Annotated in this window: 14 protein-coding genes; 7 read left to right on the top strand and 7 right to left on the bottom strand. The window is 71.3% G+C overall.

What is annotated here, in order from left to right:
- Positions 1-131: 131 nt before the first annotated feature.
- The gene (locus GEV10_04765; protein ID MQA77781.1) at positions 132-1,109 is read left to right on the top strand and encodes a hypothetical protein; all 978 of its coding nucleotides are present in this window, start codon (positions 132-134) and stop codon (positions 1,107-1,109) included.
- Positions 1,110-1,198: 89 nt separating this feature from the next.
- On the opposite strand, the gene GEV10_04760 is transcribed toward GEV10_04765, so the two are convergent.
- Genes GEV10_04760 through rhaI form a run of 4 tightly spaced genes read right to left on the bottom strand, consistent with a single transcriptional unit; the run spans position 1,199 to position 6,891 of the window.
- The gene (locus GEV10_04760) at positions 1,199-2,188 is read right to left on the bottom strand and encodes a glutathione S-transferase family protein (protein MQA77780.1); all 990 of its coding nucleotides are present in this window, start codon (positions 2,186-2,188) and stop codon (positions 1,199-1,201) included.
- 38 nt (positions 2,189-2,226) lie between these two features.
- Positions 2,227-3,669, bottom strand: coding sequence for an arabinose isomerase (locus GEV10_04755; GenBank protein ID MQA77779.1), 1,443 nt, complete (start codon positions 3,667-3,669; stop codon positions 2,227-2,229).
- Positions 3,670-3,692: 23 nt separating this feature from the next.
- Complete coding sequence (locus GEV10_04750) at positions 3,693-5,723, bottom strand: bifunctional aldolase/short-chain dehydrogenase (GenBank protein MQA77778.1); 2,031 nt, start codon at positions 5,721-5,723, stop codon at positions 3,693-3,695.
- A gap of 1 nt (position 5,724) precedes the next feature.
- On the bottom strand, positions 5,725-6,891 hold the full coding sequence (gene rhaI, locus GEV10_04745; protein MQA77777.1) for an L-rhamnose isomerase: 1,167 nt from the start codon (positions 6,889-6,891) through the stop codon (positions 5,725-5,727).
- Between the two features lie 104 nt (positions 6,892-6,995).
- On the opposite strand from rhaI, the gene GEV10_04740 reads away from it, so the two are divergent.
- Complete coding sequence (locus tag GEV10_04740; protein ID MQA77776.1) at positions 6,996-8,072, top strand: substrate-binding domain-containing protein; 1,077 nt, start codon at positions 6,996-6,998, stop codon at positions 8,070-8,072.
- Here the strand turns inward: GEV10_04740 and GEV10_04735 are convergent.
- Entirely contained in the window at positions 8,008-8,928 is a 921-nt protein-coding gene (locus GEV10_04735) for a hypothetical protein (protein MQA77775.1), read from the bottom strand. The two genes, GEV10_04740 and GEV10_04735, sit on opposite strands and share 65 nt — an antisense overlap.
- Positions 8,929-9,058: 130 nt before the next feature.
- Between GEV10_04735 and GEV10_04730 the strand changes: the two genes are divergently transcribed.
- On the top strand, positions 9,059-10,939 hold the full coding sequence (locus tag GEV10_04730) for an AMP-binding protein (GenBank protein ID MQA77774.1): 1,881 nt from the start codon (positions 9,059-9,061) through the stop codon (positions 10,937-10,939).
- Positions 10,940-11,012: 73 nt separating this feature from the next.
- Positions 11,013-11,954, top strand: a complete 942-nt coding sequence (locus tag GEV10_04725) for a MerR family transcriptional regulator (protein ID MQA77773.1) — start codon at positions 11,013-11,015, stop codon at positions 11,952-11,954.
- A gap of 77 nt (positions 11,955-12,031) precedes the next feature.
- Here GEV10_04725 and GEV10_04720 read toward each other — a convergent pair whose 3' ends face one another.
- Entirely contained in the window at positions 12,032-13,072 is a 1,041-nt protein-coding gene (locus GEV10_04720; GenBank protein MQA77772.1) for a LacI family DNA-binding transcriptional regulator, read from the bottom strand.
- A gap of 257 nt (positions 13,073-13,329) precedes the next feature.
- Between GEV10_04720 and GEV10_04715 the strand changes: the two genes are divergently transcribed.
- Complete coding sequence (locus GEV10_04715) at positions 13,330-16,977, top strand: glycoside hydrolase (protein ID MQA77771.1); 3,648 nt, start codon at positions 13,330-13,332, stop codon at positions 16,975-16,977.
- Here the strand turns inward: GEV10_04715 and GEV10_04710 are convergent.
- Positions 16,974-17,363: a glyoxalase gene (locus GEV10_04710; protein MQA77770.1), complete on the bottom strand. Its 390-nt coding sequence runs from the start codon at positions 17,361-17,363 to the stop codon at positions 16,974-16,976. The genes GEV10_04715 and GEV10_04710 overlap by 4 nt on opposite strands.
- Before the next feature lie 101 nt (positions 17,364-17,464).
- On the opposite strand from GEV10_04710, the gene GEV10_04705 reads away from it, so the two are divergent.
- Both GEV10_04705 and GEV10_04700 read left to right on the top strand, forming a co-directional pair.
- Complete coding sequence (locus GEV10_04705; protein ID MQA77769.1) at positions 17,465-17,836, top strand: YciI family protein; 372 nt, start codon at positions 17,465-17,467, stop codon at positions 17,834-17,836.
- The gene (locus GEV10_04700; protein ID MQA77768.1) at positions 17,833-19,062 is read left to right on the top strand and encodes a sigma-70 family RNA polymerase sigma factor; all 1,230 of its coding nucleotides are present in this window, start codon (positions 17,833-17,835) and stop codon (positions 19,060-19,062) included. The genes GEV10_04705 and GEV10_04700 overlap by 4 nt, the downstream gene beginning before the upstream one ends.
- The last annotated feature ends 294 nt before the right edge of the window (positions 19,063-19,356 follow it).

Here is a 19,356-nt window from a genome sequence, read left to right as displayed (position 1 = left end):
AACCCGCACCGAACACGGCTCATGGGCCGTGGGAAGTGCGTATTCACCGTGGGAAGTGTGTGGGAGACCCGCCGTCCACAGATCCACCTCTCGCACCGCTCGGTCCACTCCGGAGGCCGCATCGTGAACGGATGAACGGACGCCTCGAAGCACTCTTCGCCCAACAGGGCCAGGTCGTCACCTACGGCCAACTCCTCGCCTGCGGATACACCGAGCAGGACGTACGCAGGTATCTGCGGGACGGGCTGTGGCTGCGGATCCGCCGCGGCGCGTACGTCGCACGCGCGTACCACGATGGCCTCGACGAGGTCGGCCGGCACGTCCTGCGCACGCGCGCCGTCGTCCTGTCCCTCGGCGAGCGAACCGTCGTGAGCCACCTCTCGGCCGCGGCCCTGTACGGCCTGCCGCTGTGGGACGCCGATCTGCGGCAGGTGCACGTGACCAGGACCGACATGGGCGCCGCCAGGACCGAGGGCGGCGTACACCACCACGTCGGCAACCTCAGGGCTGGCGACACCACGTGGATCGACGGCGTAGCGGTGGTCCAGACGGCTCGCGCGGTCGTGGAGACAGCGTGCTTCGCCTCGTTCGAGACTGCGGTGGTCGCGGCGGACGCGGCGCTGTACCGCGATCTCGCCACTCCGGACGATCTCGCCGACGCGTCGGCCGAGCTCCACGCGTGGCCGTACTCCCACGATGTCGGAGCCGTCGTGGGATTCGCCGACGGCCGAGCCGAGTCGGTGGGCGAGTCGAGACTCCGAGTGCTGTTCGACCGGATGAGCATGCCTGAACCCGTCCCGCAGGTGACGATCACAGACTCCGACGGCGCCGTGGTCGGTCGCGTCGACTTCCTGTTCGCGGAGGAGCGGACTGTCGTCGAGTTCGACGGCAAGGTGAAGTACGCGCCCGACGGCGCCGACCCGGCGCTGGTGCTCTTCCGGGAGAAGCGCCGCGAGGACCGCCTCCGCGAGCTGGGCTACGAGGTGGTCAGGATCGTCTGGTCCGACCTGGCCCACCCGGAGCGCGTCGTCGCAAAGGTCAGGGCGGCGTTCGCGCGTGCGGCGGCGCGTCCGTCCGCGATGCATCACTCCGCGCACTTCCCACGGTGAGTACGCACCTCCCATGGCGCATGCGCCATGTTCGGTGCGGGTTCACCAACTGAACGTGATCATTCGACCAAGGGCCGCTCGGGCACCGGTCAGGTGTCGAGGGTGTCGCGGTAGGTGGGAAGGTCGGCGGCGCGGGTGGGTGGGGTGCCGTCGGGGCCGTAGGGGGAGCCGCCGAGCTCCTCGCGGCCGTGGGGTGACGTCCAGGCGAGGTCGGGGCCGACGGGGACGATGCCGGACGGGTTGATGTTCGTGTGCACCTCGTAGTAGTGCCGCTTGATGTGCGTCATGTTGACCGTGTCGCCGATGCCGGGGGTCTGGTAGAGGTCGCGCAGGTACGCCCACAGCACCGGGTCCTCGGCGATCTTGTTGCGGTTGCACTTGAAGTGGCCGTGGTAGACGGGGTCGAACCGCACCAGCGTCGTGAACAGCCGGATGTCCGCCTCGGTCACGTGGTCGCCCATGAGGTATCGCCGGTCACGCAGCCGCTCGCTCAGCCAGTCGAGGCAACCGAACACCTTCGCGTACGCGTGCTCGTACGCGCCCTGGCTGCCGGCGAAGCCCGCGCCGTAGACGGGGTCGTTGAGCTCCCGGTAGACGCGCCCCATCACCTCGTCCATCTCGTCGCGCAGGGGCTCTGGCCACAGGTCGGGCGCGCCCGGCCGGTGGTAGGCGGTCCACTGCGTCGAAAGGTCGAGGGTGATCCGGTGGAAGTCGTTGGTCACGAGCCTGCCGGACGGCACGTCGACGATCGCCGGCACGCTGACGCCGTTGCTGTAGTCGACGCCGGTCGCGTCGTACGCCTCGTGCAGGAACGCGATGCCGAGCACCGGGTCGCGGCCGCCGGGGTCGAGGGTGAACCGCCAGCTCCGTTCGTCCTGGATCGGGTCGACGATCGCGAGGCCGAGGACGTCCTCGAGGCCAAGCAGCCGGCGCACGGCGACCGCGCGGCTGGCCCACGGGCAGGCGAGCGACGCGACGAGCCGGTAGCGCTCGGGCTCGACCGGCCAGCGCGCGTTGGGGTCGGCCGTGATGCGGTCGTCGAACTCGGCCCTGCCATGCGTGTACGAGTCGCCACTCATGCGCCCGCCTTCTCCCGCGCTGGGTTCATGCCGCCAGGCTACGGCGCGACCTCCACGAGCGGGATCTCGAGCAGCTCGGCGACCGCGCGCAGTTCGCCGACGCGGTGTCCCGTCCCGAGCGCCCAGTGGTGCGACATGGCGGTCGCCGCCCACGCGTCGCACCACTCGCCCGGGTCGCGGCCGAAGTCGACGCGCGAGGTCGTGTTGCCGATCCGCAGCAACGGCCCCGCCACCACCTCGCCCTCCGCGGCGACGAACCGCAACGAGCCGTCGCGCAGCTGGGTGAGGCCGAACGCGGTGACCGGCCCGTGCCGTACGTCGAACTCGACCGAGACGCCCCAGCCGCGCTTGCCGTGGTAGACGCCGAGCCCTCGCAGCAACGGCCTGCCGTCGCTGATCGCGAGGTGCGCCGGGCCGTCGTGCCCCATCTCCACGACGCCGTCACGGAAGTTGAGCGCCTGGATCTCGGTGAACGACCCGCCCGCGCCGAGCCGGTCCATGACGAGCATCGCCAGCGACGTGCGCAGCTCGTACTCGCCGGCGGCGGGGACGCCCCGCGCGGTGAGGAGCGAGGCGCCGAGGATCATGCCTGCGCCGAGGCGTTCGTGCGTCTCTCCGTCGAGCCCGCGGTGGTAGTACGCGAGGCTGTCGATCTCGAAGTCGTCGACGAGGACGTCGAGCCCGCACGCCACCCGGGCCGCCCAGCCGAGGTCGTCGGGGTCGACGGAGTCGTCGAGCTCGAAGACCTGTCGCGTCTGCGCGAGCTTGGTCTCGACCTGCACGTCGGTCACCTTCTCGACCCGCACCCGGAGGTCGTCGAACTCGAGCACCTCGACGTGCCCGCCGAAGTGCGCCGGCACCAGCGTCAGGTCGGTCGAGACGTCGAGCATGCCCGGGTAGAGGTGACCCATCAGGCCGTGCCGGCCGCGCCGGAACGTCGCACGGATGCCGGCCGCGCTCACCCAGCGCGCGATGCGCTCCCACGCACGCTCGTCCTCGACGTAGCCCGACACCGAGCGGAACGGCACGCCGCACCGCTCGAACGTGTTCGCCATCTCCGGCAGCGGGCACGCGCCGCAGTACGCCAGCCACTGCCCGGTGTCGAACGTGGCGTGGTCCATCACCTCGGTGGGCTGCAGGTTAAGCAGCAGCATCGGCGCGCCGCTGCGCTGCGCGACGGGCACGAGCATCGTCGCCGTCATGTACGTCGTGAGGAACCCGCAGATGAGGTCGCACCCGGCCGCGCGCAGCTTCTCCGCGGCGACCGCACCCTCCTGCGCGTCGGAGACGAAGCCGACGTCGACGACGTCCGCGTCGAGCTCACGCAGCCGCTCACCCACCCGCCTGGCCGACTCCCGCAGCTGCGGCAGCAGATCGGGGAACTGCGGCCAGTACGCGCCAAGACCGCCGGACACCAGCCCGATCCTCGGTCGCGTGCCGGCCACCCGGTCGAGACCGACCGAACCCTGTGTCACCGTCATGAGAGGACCTCCAAGATCATCGGTCAGCGCAGGAACGCCGCCGCCACGCCGGAGTCGACGGGCACCAGCAGCCCCGTGGTCTGGCTCAGGTCGCCGCCGACCAGCGCGAACACCGCGGCGGCGACGTGGTCGGGCAGCACCTCGTGCTTGAGCAACGTGCGCTCCGCATAGAACGCGCCGAGCTTCTCCTCCGGCACGCCGTAGACCGCCGCGCGCTGGGCCCCCCACCCCGACGCGAAGATGCCGGATCCGCGGACGACGGCGTCGGGGTTGACGCCGTTGACCCGGATGCCCTGGCCGCCGAGCTCGGCGGCCAGCAGCCGCACCTGGTGTGCCTGGTCGGCCTTCGCCGCGCCGTACGCGACGTTGTTCGGCCCGGCGAAGACGGCGTTCTTGCTGACGACGTAGACGATGTCGCCGCCCATGTCCTGCGCCGTCAACACCCGCGCCGCCGCCCGGCTGACGAGGAACGAGCCGCGCGCCATCACCCGGTGCTGGAGGTCCCAGTCGTCGACGGACGTCTCGACGAGTGGCGCGGAGCGCGACAGCCCGGCGTTGTTGACGACGAGGTCGAGACCGCCGAACGCGAGCACCGTCGCGCGGACGGCCGCCTCGACGGCGTCCTCCTCGCCGACGTCCACGCGCACGGCGACGGCCCGGTCGGGCCCGCCGATCGCCGCGACGGTCTCCTCGGCGGCGGCGAGGTCGCGGTCGGCGACCGCGACGCACGCGCCTTCGCTCGCGAGACGCCGCGCGATCGCGCGGCCGATGCCCGAGCCGCCGCCGGTGACCAGCGCGATGCGTGTGGCCAGCGGCTTCGGCGGTGGCATACGCCTGAGCTTGGCCTCCTCGAGCTCCCAGTACTCGATGCGGAACTTCTCCGCCTCGCCGATCGGTGCGTACGTGGAGATCGCCTCGGCGCCGTACATGACGTTGATCGCGTTGACGTAGAACTCGCCCGCGACACGCGCCGTCTGCTTGTCCCTGCCGAACGAGAACATGCCGACGCCCGGTACGAGCACGATCGCCGGGTCGGCGCCGCGCATCGGAGGGCTGTCCTCGGTGGCGTGCCGCCCGTAGTACGCCGCGTAGTCCTCCCGGTAGGCGGCATGCAGCTCGGCCAACCGCGTGACGACGTCGTCGAGCGGTGCGTCGGGCGGCAGGTCGAGCAGCAGCGGCCGCACCTTGGTGCGCAGGAAGTGGTCGGGGCACGAGGTGCCGAGCGCGACCAGTCGCGGGTGCTCGGCGCGCGAGAGGAAGTCGAGCACCTCGGCGGAGTCGGTGAAGTGGCCGACCTGCGGCCGATCCTTCGAGGCCAGACCGCGGATCACCGGGGCGAGCGCCGCGGCACGCGCACGGCGTTCGGCGTCGGGCAGCGGAGCGTACCCGGGCAGCACCGCGCCGAAGGGCTCGGCGACCCGCGCGTCGATGTACGCCTGCGCGGTGCGGATCACGTCCAGCGAACGGTCGCGGCACTCGACCGACGTGTCGCCCCAGGTCGTGATGCCGTGGCCGGCGAGGATGCAGCCGATCGCCCGTGGGTTGGCCGCGTGGATCGCGGCGATGTCGAGCCCGAGCTGGAACCCCGGACGCCGCCACGGCACCCAGACGACCCGGTCGCCGAAGCACTCCCGCGTCAGCGCCTCGCCGTCGGCCGCCGCCGCGAACGCGATGCCCGCGTCGGGGTGCAGGTGGTCGACGTGCGCGCTCGGCACCAGGCCGTGCATCGCGGTGTCGATGGACGGCGCGGCACCGCCCCTGCCATGCAGGCACAGGTCGAACATGGCGACCATCTCGTCCTCGCGCTCGACGCCCGGGTAGACGTCGACGAGCGCGCGCATCCGGTCGAGACGCAGGACGGCGAGGCCGTCCTCGGTGAGCGTGCCGAGGTCGCCGCCTGAGCCCTTCACCCACAGCAACTCGGTCGGCGTGCCGGTGACGGGGTCGTCGACCGCCGCCTTGCACGACGTGTTGCCACCGGCGTAGTTGGTGGTGCGCGGGTCGGCCCCGAGCTCGTGCGAGCGATCCAGCAGCCGCCCAACCTCCGGTGTCACCTCACGCTCCCCAACCCGCCTGCTCGCCCCTGACCCGCTCGGCGACGATGCGCTCGGCGTAGCCCGAGCGGGCGTAGGCGGCCATGGGGTCGGGGTCGAGGCCCTGCTCCGCCCGCAGCTCGGCGAGCAGCGGCCGCACGTCGGTGTCGTACGCGTCCATCAGCACGGCGTTGGCGCCGAGGACGTCACCGGACCGCTGCGCCCGCGCCAGCGCGTCGGCGTCGACGAGCAGCGCCTTCGCCGTCGCCTCCTGGACGTTGAGGACGGAGCGGATCTGGCCGGGGATCTTCGGCTCGATGTTGTGGCACTCGTCGAGCATGAACGCGATCCCGGTGTCGGCGCCGAACCCGCCGCCACGGATCACCTCGTGCATGATCCGGAACAGCTGGAACGGGTCGGCGGCGCCCGCCATCAGGTCGTCGTCGGCGTAGAACCGGGAGTTGAAGTCGAACCCGCCGAGCCTCTTCTCGCGCAGCAGCAGCGCGACGATGAACTCGATGTTGGTGCCAGGCGCGTGGTGTCCGGTGTCGACGACCACCTGCGCGCGCGTGCCGAGCCGCACGCAGTGGACGTACGCAGTGCCCCAGTCGGGCACGTCGGTGCTGTAGAACGCCGGCTCGAACAGCTTGTACTCCAGCAGCAGCCGCTGCTGCCCCGACAGCCGGTCGTAGGTCCGCGCCAGGGTCTCCGCGAGCCGGTCCTGCCGGCCGCGGATGTCGTCCTGCCCCGGGTAGTTGGTTCCGTCGGCGAACCAGAGCTTCAGATCGCGCGACCCCGTCGCGTCCATCACGTCGACGCACTCCAGCAGGGCCGCGACCGCCTTCCGCCTGATAACGGGGTCAGGGTTGGCGACGCTACCGAGCCGGTAGTCGTCGTCCTGGAAGACGTTGGCGTTGATGGTGCCGATGCGCACGCCCCGGTCGGCGGCGTGCTTCGCGAGCGCGTCGTAGTCGTCGACGGTGTCCCAGGGGATGTGCAGCGCGACGCTCGGCGCGATGCCGGTGTACTCGTGCACCTTGGCGGCGTCGTCGACCTTCTCGTACGGGGTGCGCGGCACGCCCTGCTGCGCGAAGACCTTGAACCTGGTGCCGGAGTTGCCGTACCCCCATGACGGCGTCTCGATTCGCTGCGTACGCAGCAGCTCCTTGACCTGCGCGGTGTCCGTCATTGCGTCCCGTCTCGCAGCACGATTATGTGAATCGTTTCAAGCGCCCTGGCTGTGAGGGTAGGATCGGGCCGTCTTGACTGTCAAGGAGAGGGACGGGGGGACGGGTGGCGCCCACGACAAGCATCCGGGAGGTTGCGGCCAGGGCCGGCGTGTCGGTCGGCACGGTGTCCAACGTACTCAACCGTCCCGACCTCGTCACCCCGTCCACGCGCGAGCGTGTGCAGAGCGCGATCTCCGACCTCGGCTTCGTCCGCAACGAGTCGGCGCGGCAGCTCCGCCTGGGACGCAGCCGGACCATCGGCCTCGTCGTCCTCGACGTGGCCAACCCGTTCTTCACCGACGTCGCACGCGGGGCGGAGGACGCGGCCAACGAGGCCGGGGTCGCGGTCATCCTCTGCAACAGCGACGAGTCGCCCCGCAAGGAGGCCGCGTACCTCGACGTGCTCGAGGAGCAACGCGTACGCGGTGTGCTCATCAGTCCGGTCAGGGGTCTGCGCAGCCGGGTCGCCCAGCTGCGCGAACGCGGCATCCCGGTCGTGCTCGTCGACCGCAGGGCGAGCCGGCGCGACCAGTGCTCGGTGTCCGTCGACGACGTGCTCGGCGGCGACATCGCGGTCACCCACCTGCTGGAGCAGGGGCACGAGCGCATCGGCTACATCTGCGGGCCGTTCACCATCCGCCAGGACCGCGACCGGCACATCGGCGCCCTGCGCGCCCTCGACCGCGCGGGCCGCAAGCCCGCCGACCTCGTGGTCCTGGAGGGCGGCGGCCTCAACGTCGCCTCGGGCCGCGAGCAGACCCGCTGCCTCCTCGATCTGCCGGACCCGCCGAGGGCCGTGTTCTGCGCCAACGACCTGCTCGCGCTCGGTGCGCTGCAGGAGGCGGTGCGCGGCGGCGTCCGGGTGCCCGACGACCTCGCGATCGTCGGCTACGACGACATCGAGTTCGCCGCCGCTGCCGCCGTGCCGCTGACGTCCGTACGCCAGCCGCGCCACGAGCTTGGCGCGACGGCCGCCAGGCTGCTGATCGAGGAGGCCGACCAGCCGGACGACCACGTCCACCAGCGCCTGGTCTTCGAACCGTCCCTGGTCGTCCGCGAGTCCTCCGGCGGGGACACTAGCGGCGCAGCTCGTACACCGCACCCGGGTACGGCTCGGCGTTCGCGTCGAACGCCGCGGTGACGAAGAGCGCGCGGCCGGGGCCCAGCGCCACGTTCGTGACGTACCTGGCAGGCACCCGCGGTGCACGGACGAACCGACCGCGGAGGTCCGTGACCACGACCCGGCCGGTCCCGTTCTGCGCGACGTAGACCCGCCGGTCGGGGCCGATCTTCAGCCCGTCGGGACCGGTATAGGGGTCGGTGGGCGGCGGTCCGGGCGTGAGCTCGCGCATGTCGGCGAACACCCGGCGCTCGCCCAGCGATCCGTCGGCGCGGATGCGGTAGCCGAGCACCCGGTTGGCCAGCATCTCGGCCACGAGCAGGTGCCGGCCGTCCGGTGTGACGGCCAGGCCGTTGCTGTAGTGGAGCTTCGCCGCCACCTGGTGGATCCGGCCGCCGGGGGCGAGGTGGTAGATCTTCCCCTGGACCGGCGCGTCGACGTCGTAGACGCCGGACGCCGAGAAGTAGATCCCACCACCGGGGGCGCGGGCGAAGTCGTTGGGACCGAGGAACGGCCGACCCGCGCTGTCCCTCGCGATCGTGCGGACGACGGTGCCGTACCGGTCGAGCTCGACCAGGGTGTCCGAGTCGTAGCAGGTGACGAGGAGCCGGCTGCGCGGCATGGGCAGCAGGCCGCTCGCCCCGCACCCGTTCTGCTGCCAGAACGTCCGTTCCCTTCCGTGCCGCCACACGGTGACCCGCGAGTTCGCGTAGTCGGTGTAGTACAGCCGGCCGTGCCGCCACAGCGGGCCCTCGGGGTACGGCGCGTCGGCGTCGACCACTCGCACCTTCGCGGTCGAAGCGGAGACTTCCGGCGCGACCCATGAGCCGAGACAGCAGGCGAGCAGGAGCGAGCCGAGTGCCGCGATCAGACGCATGACCCCATCGTGCCCGCGTGACCTGATGCCTCGCAATCGGACCGCCGCGACGTATCGCGCCGGCGGGTCGGCGGAGTACGGTCCAGTGGGAGCTCGGCGTGGACCCACCGTGCGACACAGGAGGTACCCGATGGGTGCGTACGCGACGGCGTTCCGGCGGAGTCTCGACGATCCGCAGGGGTTCTGGCTCGACGCAGCCGGGGAGATCGACTGGCACCGGCCTCCCACGACGGCGCTCGACGACACCGATCCGACGTTCGTCCGCTGGTTCCCCGACGGCGAGCTGAACACCTGCCACAACGCCCTCGACCGGCACGTCGAAGGCGGCCGCGCCGACCAGGACGCTCTGCGCTACGACAGCCCGGTCACCGGCACCACCCGCACGTACACCTACCGGGAGCTGCGTGACGACGTCGCGCGCTTCGCCGGGGTGCTCACCGGGCTCGGTGTCGAGAAGGGCGACCGCGTCGTCGTCTACATGCCGATGGTGCCGGAGGCCGTCGTCGCGATGCTCGCGTGCGCACGCATCGGAGCCGTGCACTCGGTGGTGTTCGGCGGCTTCGCGGCCGCCGAGCTCGCGGCGCGCATCAACGACGCGGCACCCAAGGTCGTCGTCGCGGCGTCGTGCGGCGTCGAGCCCGCGCGGGTCGTCGAGTACGGGCCGCTGCTCACCCGCGCCCTCGAGCTGTCCGCGCACCAGCCGACGCACTGCGTGGTCCTGCAGCGCGACCAGGCGCGGACCCCGCTGGTGTCCGGGCGCGACGTCGACTGGTACGAGGCGATGGAGACCGCGGGGCCTGTCGACTGCGTGCCGGTCGCGGCCACCGACCCGCTCTACGTCCTCTACACCTCGGGCACCACCGGCAAGCCCAAGGGCATCGTCCGCGACAACGGCGGACACGCGGTGGCGCTGAACTGGAGCATGCCCAACGTCTACGGGCTCGCGCCCGGCGAGACCATGTTCACCGGCTCCGACATCGGCTGGGTCGTCGGGCACTCCTACATCGTCTACGCGCCGCTGCTGCACGGGTGCACGACGGTGCTGTACGAAGGCAAGCCGGTCGGCACGCCCGACTCGGGTGCGTACTGGCGGCTCGTGCAGGACCACGGCGTGCACGTCGTGTTCACCGCGCCCACCGCGTTCCGCGCCGTCAAGCGCGACGACCCCGACGGCAGGCGGCTGCACGACTACGACGTCTCGTCGCTGCGCTCGCTGTTCCTCGCCGGCGAGCGGCTCGACCCGGAGACGTACCACTGGGCGTCGCGACTGCTCGGCATCCCGGTGCTCGACCACTGGTGGCAGACCGAGACGGGTTGGCCGATCGCCGCCAACCTGCGCGGCCTGGAGCCGATGCCGCCCAAGCCAGGCTCACCCACCGTCCCCGTACCCGGCTACGACGTCCGCATCCTGCGTCCCGACGGCACCGAGGCGCCGGCGGGCGAGGACGGCGACATCGTCGTCCGCCTCCCGCTGCCGCCCGGCTGCCTGCCCACGCTGTGGGGCGACGACGACCGGTTCGTGTCCTCGTACCTCTCCCGGCATCCCGGGCACTACCTCACCGGCGACGGCGGCCACCTCGACGACGACGGCTACCTGTTCGTCATGGGTCGCACCGACGACGTCATCAACGTCGCGGGGCACCGGCTGTCGACCGGTTCGATGGAGGAGGTCATCGCGGCGCACCCGGCGGTGGCCGAGTGCTGCGTCGTCGGCGTTCACGACGACCTCAAGGGGCAGGTGCCGCGGGCGTTCGTCGTCCTCAAGGCCGGCATCGACGCCGATCCCGACGCGCTGTGCGCCGAGCTCGTCGCGCACATACGCGAGGAGATCGGCCCGGTCGCGGCGATGCGACGCGTCGACGTCGTCGGCGCCCTGCCGAAGACACGGTCGGGCAAGATCCTGCGCAAGACGTTGCGCGGCATCGCCGACGGCCGCGACGAACCCGTCCCGTCGACCATCGAGGACGCCGGGGTGCTCGACGCCCTCCGCCCCGTCCTGCGCGCCGACTGACTCCGCCCGCAGCGCGGACCGTGCAGAATCGGGACTTGAGTCTCCAGCGACTGGAGGGTGCACGGTGGGAGACATGGACGGCGGCACGGCACTGCTCTCGATCGGCGAACTGGCCAGGCGCACCGGTCTCACGGTGAAGACGGTCAGGTTCTGGTCCGACGAGGGTCTCGTTCCGCCGGACGGCAGGACCCCCGCCGGCTACCGGTTGTTCGGGCAAGAGGCGCTTGCCCGGCTCGCGCTCGTCCGCACGCTGCGCGACCTCGGTGTCGATCTGCGAACGGTCCAGCGCGTGCTGGCCCGCGAGGTCACCGTCGCCGAGGTCGCGTCCGCCCACGCGGACGCGCTCGACGCGCACATCCGGATGCTGCGCCTGCATCGCACGGTGCTGCGCGCGGTGGCCAGGCGAGGGGCCACACCCAAGGAGATGGAGATCATGAACAAGTTGGCCCAGATGACCGGTGAGGAACGGCGACGTCTCGTCACCGAGTACCTCGACGACGCCTTCGCCGGTGTCGAGGAGGGCACCGTCGGGTCGATGATGCGTCAGGCGCCGCCGGAGCTCCCGGACGACCCGACGCCTGAGCAGGTCGAGGCGTGGGTCGAGCTCGCCGAGCTGATCCAGGACCCCGACTACAAGGCCAGGACGCGCGAGATGACCGTGCGTGGCCAGGAGTTGCGCGAGCAGGGCGTCGGCCAGCCCGACGAGAACGCGCAGCAGGCGGCACAGCTCGTGGCGGAGAAGGCCGGTCGGGCCCTCGCCGACGGCGTCGACCCTGCGTCAGCCGAGGCACGGCCGCTGGTCGACGAGCTGGCGGCGGCGATGGCGGGCGAGGGCGACGACCCCGCGGGCGGCTCGTACCGCACGGAGCTGGCGGACCGGCTGGCACTGTTCAACGACCGCCGCGTCGAACGCTACTGGCAGCTCGTCGGCAAGGTGAACGGCTGGCAGCACGAGATGCCGAGCATGGCGCCGGCGTTCGAGTGGTTCATCGCCGGCCTCCGCACGACCTGGTAGGACCGCTTCACCTCACCAACGGTGACTTCACCTCGTCTCTGCACGAGGTGAAGTCACCGTTGATCACGTTGACGTGATCAACGGGGCGCGGGGCCCGTGCTGGCGCGGAGGACGAGGCGCGCCGACAGGGTCCGGCTCCGGCGGCCCTTGCGGCCGAGCAGGGACGGGGCGAGCAGCCGCCAGGCCTCCCTGCCGAAGTCGGCCTGGGGCACGGCGATCGTGGTGAGCGCGGGGCTGGTGTACCTGGCGTAGGTGATGTCGTCGATGCCCGCCACCGACACCTGGTCGGGCACGGCGATGCCGCGTTCGGCGAGCCTGGCCATCGCGCCGAGCGCGACGAGGTCGTTGTACCCGACGAGGCCCGTCGCCCCCTGCTCCAGGGCCTGGTCGGCCACGCGGTAGCCGTCGTCCATCATCGCGCCCGCCGCCACCCGCGTCAGTCTCATCGGCCGCGTCGTCGCCGCCTGCAGGGCCGTCCACCGGTCGGCGTCGGCGGCGGACCGCTCGGGACCGGCGAGGTACGCCACGCGCCGGTGGCCGAGCTCGCGCAGGTGCGCGACCAGGCCGTCGATCGCCTCGCGACAGTCGACCCACACCGAGAGGAACAGGCCGCGCGCCGAGCGGCGGTTGACGACCACCACCGGCAGGCCGGTCGTGGTCAGCTCCGCGAGTGCGGCGTCGCTCATCCGCGGCCCGCACAGGATCAGCCCGTCGCTCTGCCTGGCGAGCTCGGCGGCCCGCCACGGCTCCTGCTCGGGCTCCTCGTTCGTGTCGGCGACGAGTGTGTGGTAGCCGTCGTCACGCGCCTGGAACTCGATGCCCTTGAGCATCAACGTGTACAGCGGGTTGGCGAGGTCGGGGACCAGCACGCCGACCGCACCCGTGCGCCCGCGGGAGAGGTTCTGCGCGGTGGCGCTCGGCAGGTAGCCGAGCCGGTCGGCGGCGTCGCGTACCCGGTCGACGAACTCGGGCGCGACCGTCGAGACGCCGTTCATCACCCGCGAGACGGTGGCCTTCGACACGCCGGCGGCGGCGGCGACGTTCGAGATCGTCACGTGTCCGGCGCGTCGCAACGAACCCCCTACGCACTCGAGCCGGCATGGAGACCGGTTTCTCATCCATCGGTGACCGTGCGTCGATACTACTCGGGCACCCGTGTCGCGGGAACCGGCGACCCGAGCCGGTGACGTACCGCGAGACCGATGATGAGCCAGCACTGACAGCGCGATCGGGCACCCGAGGTGGCGGCGGCCACAAGGCGCTCACCGTCCGTAGCCGCGTCCTGCGACCTTGACGCGACTCCGCACCGACCCTACGGTCAGAAACCGGTTGCTCATACCGCGCAGCGTCGCCGGAGCAGGCTGGAGTCATCGCGATGACCGAGCACGTGACACGTCGGGGATTGCTGGTCGGCGGTGCGGCCGTGGCCGCGGCGGGCCTGGTCGTGAACCCGCGCGAGGCATGGGCCGACTGGCGTCCGCCGCCGAACGAGGACGGCCACGCGTTGTGGCTGCGCTACCCGCGGGTCGACGACTCCTCCCTGCTGCACGCGTACCGCGAGGCGTTGACCCATGTGGTCGCCGGCGGCAGCCATCCCGTGTTGCGGTCCGCGGCGGCGGAGCTGACGAAGGGCCTGTCCGGCCTGCTCGACCGGCGCATCCCGGAGCGCCAGGAACCGCGCGACGACGGCGCGGTGATCGTCGGCACGCGGCGGTCGTCACGATGGATCGCCAGGCACGTCGGCGCCGCGGAGCTGGACCGGCTCGGCCCCGAGGGCTACGTGCTCAGGCGGCGTCGCGTCGACGGCGACGACGCGGTGCTCGTGGCCAGCGCGAGCGAGCGCGGCGCGCTCTACGGCGCGTTCCATTTGCTGCGGCTGCTGCAGACCCAGCGCGGTCTCGGCGGTCTCGACGTCAGGGAACGCCCCGCGCTGCCGATCCGGATCGCGAACCACTGGGACAACCTCGACCGCACCGTCGAACGCGGCTACGCGGGCCTGTCGGTCTTCCACTGGGACGAGCTGCCCGAGGTTCTGCCGCACTACACCGACTACGCGCGGATCCTCGCCTCGGTCGGCATGAACGGCACCGTCGTCAACAACGTCAACGCCAACTCGCAGTTCCTCTCCGACACGATGATCCGCGACCTGCGCGGCCTCTTTGAAACGCTGCGCGCCTGGGGAGTGACCTGCTACCTCTCCGCCAACTACGCCAGCCCGATGCTGCTCGACGGGCTCGACACCGCGGACCCGTTGGACGGCGAGGTGCGGGCCTGGTGGCGACGCAAGGCCGACACGATCTACGCCGCCATCCCCGACTTCGGCGGCTTCCTGGTCAAGGCCAACTCCGAGGGACAGCCGGGCCCGCTCGACTACGGGCGCACCCATGCCGACGGCGCGAACATGCTCGCCGAGGCGGTCGAGCCGCACGGCGGCATCGTCATGTGGCGCGCGTTCATCCACGACTTCGACCCGGACACCTGGGCGCACAAGTCGTACGAGACGTTCAAGCCGCTCGACGGCGAGTTCGCCGACAACGTCGTGCTGCAGATGAAGAACGGGCCGATCGACTTCCAGGTCAGGGAACCAGTGCACCCGTTGTTCGGCGCGCTGCCGAAGACCAACTCGATGCTCGAGCTGCAGATCACCCAGGAGTACACCGGCCAGACCACGCACCTGTGCTACCTCGTGCCGCAGTGGAAGCAGGTCTACGACTTCGACACCCACGCCAAGGGCAAGGGTCCGACGGTCGCCGACATCGTCGACGGCACCGCGTACGACTACTCGCACAGCGGCGTCGCCGGCGTCATGAACTTCGGTGACGACGGCGACGACTGGACCCTCCACCAGCTCGCCGCCGCCAACAACCACGGATACGCGCGGCTCGCCTGGAACCCCTCGCTCGAGGCCGACGACATCGCCGAGGAGTGGGTGCGCATGACCTACGGGTCGCATCCTCAGACGGTGTCCACGGTGAAGCGCATCCTGCTGTCGTCGTGGGAGACCTACGAGGACTACACCTCACCTCTCGGCTGCGGTTTCATGTCGTCGGGATCCAACCACCTCGACCCCGACCCGGTCGTCTCGCACGGCTTCCACCGCACCGACGAGAAGGGCACCGGCTTCGACCGAACCACGGCCACCGGCAACGGCTACACCGGCCTGTACCACCCGGAGAACACCCGGCTGTACGAGTCGCTCGACAGCTGTCCCGACGAGCTGCTGCTGTTCTTCCACCACGTGCCGTTCTCGCACCGGTTGCGGTCGGGGCGCAACGTCATCCAGCACATCTACGACACGCACTTCGACGGGCTCGAGGCCGCGGAACGGCTGCGCAGGCAGTGGCGCTCGGTCCGGCCGCGCATCGACGCCAGCAGGTACGCCGACACGCTCGAGCGCTTCGACCGCCAGGTCGACCACGCCACCGTCTGGCGCGACACGATGGTCGAGTACTACTTCGAGTGGTGCCGGATCCTCGACGCGCGGCGTTCCTGGGTGCAGATCCGCTCGGCCGACGGCCCGCACGCGTTCCTGACCGGCCTGACCAACCGGTTCCGAGTGACCGCGGGCAACGCCACGCGCAGGGCGGTCGACCTCACCGCGCGTGCCGAGGTCCCCGAGACCTGGACCAGCGGCACCGCCGACCTGTCCGTGCCCTCGCGCGAGTTCGGAGAGGCGACGCTGCCGGTCACGGTGCCCACCGACGTCCTCACCGGCTTCGCCATGATGCACGTCGAGGCCGACGCGGCACGCGTCGACGTGCTCACCGGCGCCAGGGCCGACGTCTCCGTCGTCATCGCCCCGACCGGGCACCAGTGCGTCCTCGCGCTCGACGCGGGATCCACGTCGAGCCCGGTGATGTCGACGTACCGGCGACTCACACCCGACGACACCTGGGACCAGGCGTTGGGCTACGGCTGGGTCGGTGGCAAGCCGCAGACCCGCGACCGCGGCACCTCCTACGACCCGCTCCGGCGCGACTTCTGCAACGACGCCACGGCCCGCACGCTGCGCCTCGCGATCCCTGCGGGTCGGTACGACACCTACCTGCTCACCGGCGACCAGCACTCGTCGTACCCGACGTTCGTGCGCTCCGAGGGCAAGGTGATCGCCGAGAGCGAGTTCAAGTTCGGCGGCACGTTCGCCTGGCTGAGCTTCACCCTCGACGGCGGCGCGAGCGGACGCGAGATCGACCTCGAGCTCAGCGGCGAGGACACCCAGCACTGGCACCTCAACGCGCTCGTCGTGATCGACCCAGAAGGCGAGGTGCCGCAGGCCGTGCTCGGCGAGGCGCGCGTACCGGCGCCGATGTTCGGTGGCCGCGCCAACGACGTGGTGGTGCCGGTCACCAACACCACCGACGCAGCCCTCGCGGTCACCGTCCTGGCCGATGTCCCCGACGGGTGGACGGGTGGCGAGGACACCGCGACGGTCCCCGCCGGCGAGACCGCCGAGGTGACGGTGCCCGTCACTCCTCCCACGGTGGCGCCGACCGTGGCCACGATCGGCATCGAGGTCCGTACCGGCGGGGAGGAGGCCGTCGACCGCCGCGACGAGCGCGTCGACGTCGTGCCGTCCGGTGACGAGGTCGCGCTCGCGCTCGACGCAGGCTCCGCCGACTCCCCGCTGCTCGACACGTACACGCGGCTCGCTCCCGGCGACGCCTGGGATGCGCAGCGCGGCTACGGCTGGGTCGGCACCGCACCCCAGTCCCGCGACCGCGGTGCCACCGTCGACCCGCTGCGGCGCGACTTCGTCAACAACTCCGCCGCCGGCGTGCTGCGTCTCACCGTGCCGTCGGGCGACCACGAGGTGCACGTCCTCGTCGGCGACACGGTCTCGTCCGGGCCGACGCACATCAGGTCCGGCGGCACGCTGCTCGCCGAGACCGGTCCGCAGCCCGACGGCTCGTTCACCTGGCTGCGGTTCGAGCTGGCCGGCGGCACGGAGCACGACCTGGAGCTCACCGGCGACTCCGGCGTGCACTGGCACCTCAACGCCCTGGTGATGCGCGCTCTCTCCTAGGAGCTCTCGCCGACGTAGAGGACATTGCCGTCCGGGTCGCGGAAGTCGAACATGGGCGGGATGCCCTCCCAGCGCAGCAGTTCGTCGACGTCCACGCCGCGTCCGGACAGCTGGGTGTGCAGCGCTGCCGCGTCGTCGGTCGTGAACCGGATTCCCGTGTCGACACCGGCGGGCACCTTGTCGTGGGCGGGTGTCAGCGCGATGGTGACGGCGGCCTGCGGCGGGCTCACCTCGATCCAGCGCCCGCCGAGCTGCTCGACCGGTGCGTCCACGAGCTTCTCGAAGCCGAGGGTCTCGACGTAGAACTCCAGCGCCCGGTCCTGGTCTCTCACGGGGATACCGACGGTCCGCACCCCGTTGATTCGTGCCTTGGTCTGGTCGGTCATGATCAGTTCTCCTCTCTCTGCGGGTCTCACGAGGAGGTAGAAGCTGCGGCGCCGGTTTCGACATACGAGTGGGAGAATCCTCGAGATTTCTGGAGGCACCTGTGCGATACCTGGTCCTGATCTACACCAACCCGGACGCGCGACAGCTCTGGGAGCAGTTGCCCGAGGCCGAGAAGGCGAGTGGTCTGCGGGCCTACGCCGCGCTCAACGAGGACCTCGCCGCGTCCGGAGAGATGATCGTGTCGGAATCGCTCGCTGATCCGTCACTCGCCAAGCATCTCACCGTGCGCGACGGGGAGGCGATGACGACCGACGGGCCGTTCGCCGAGGTGAAGGAACAGTTGGCGGGCTTCTACCTGGTCGAGTGCAACAGCATCGACCGCGCGACCGAGATCGCGGCACGTATCCCCGAGGCGGAGGCCGGTGTGGTCGAGGTTCGGCCGGTCCGCACCTTCAGCGGACTGGAGATGTGACGGCGGAGACCGAGGTCGAGGGCCTGCTGCGCGCGCTGGCGCCGCAGGTCGTGGGGCGCCTCGTCCGGCGGTACGGCGACTTCGACAGCTGCGAGGACGCCGTACAGGAGGCGCTGCTCTCGGCCGCGCAGCAGTGGCCCGTCGACGGCGTGCCGGACAGTCCGAAGGCGTGGCTGGTCACGGTCGCGTCGCGCCGGCTGATCGAGACGATGCGCAACGACACCGCCCGCCGCCGACGAGAGGACACCGCGGCGCTGCTCGAACCACAGGACAGCGAGGCCGCACCGGCCGGGGACGACGTGCTGGCGCTGCTGCTGCTGCTCTGCTGCCATCCCTCGCTCACGCTGCCCTCGCAGGTGGCGCTGACGCTCCGCGCCGTCGGCGGCCTGACCACGGCGGAGATCGCGCGCGCGTTCCTGGTCCCCGAGTCGACCATCGGCCAGCGCATCAGCCGAGCGAAGCAGCGGATCAAGGCCAGTGGTGCGGAGTTCCGGCTTCCTCCGCCGGAGGAACGGTCGCAGCGGATCGCCGCGGTATTGAAGGTGCTGTACCTGACCTTCAACGAGGGATACACCGCGAGCTCGGGCGCGGCTTTGCTGCGCGTCGAGCTCACCGCCGAGGCGATCCGGCTGACCCGACAGCTCCTCGCGGTGCCGCCCGACGACGGCGAGGTGGCAGGCCTGCTGGCCCTCATGCTGCTCACCGACGCGAGAAGGCCGGCGCGCACCCGTCCCGACGGTGCGCTCGTCCCGCTCACCGAGCAGGACCGCAGCCTGTGGGACAGGGAGGCCATCGACGAAGGAGTCGCACTCGTCACGCGGACGCTCGCCGAGGGGCCGGTCGGCCCGTACCAGCTGCAGGCCGCCATCGCCGCTCTGCACGCCGAGGCTCCGCGTGCCGAGGACACCGACTGGCCGCAGATCCTCGGCCTGTACGACCTGCTGCGCACCGTCGCGCCCGGGCCGATGGTCACCCTGAACCGCATCGTCGCCGTCGCGATGGTCCACGGTGCGGACGCGGGTCTCGGCGAGTTGGCCGCGGCCGAGACCGACGACGCGCTGACGGGGCACCACCGCGTGGACGCGGTGCGCGCCCACCTGCTCGAGCTGGTCGGTGACCGCGAGGCCGCCGGGGACGCCTACCTCACCGCCGCCCGTCGCACCCTGCGCGTCCCGGAGCAGCGCTACCTCCAGTCCCGCGCCGCGGCGCTCGGCCCGGGCAGCTAGTGTCCTGCGTCGGAGGTACGTTCACCCCTGCCGACGCCCAGGCGGGCACCTCGCTGCGTTGTCGGCAGAGCCCAAGTACGCCCAGTACGAGGGCCTACCTCCGCCTTGCGATGCACCCACCTGGACGCCGGCAGCGGCACACAACTTCCGACGCAGGACACTAGTAGTACTTTGTTACGTGTGTCGCTACCGCTGATCCGGCTCGTGATGTGGTCGTGTTCTGATCCGTGACCCCGGAGGAGATGGACCAGGTCAGGCCGCGGCTGGTGGCGTTCGCTGCGGAGATGCTCGGCG

It is taken from the genome of Streptosporangiales bacterium, assembly GCA_009379955.1.
GTDB lineage: Bacteria > Actinomycetota > Actinomycetes > Streptosporangiales > WHST01 > WHST01.
Note: the sequence above shows the minus strand (reverse complement) of the source record. Positions and strands in the feature narration are given on the sequence as shown.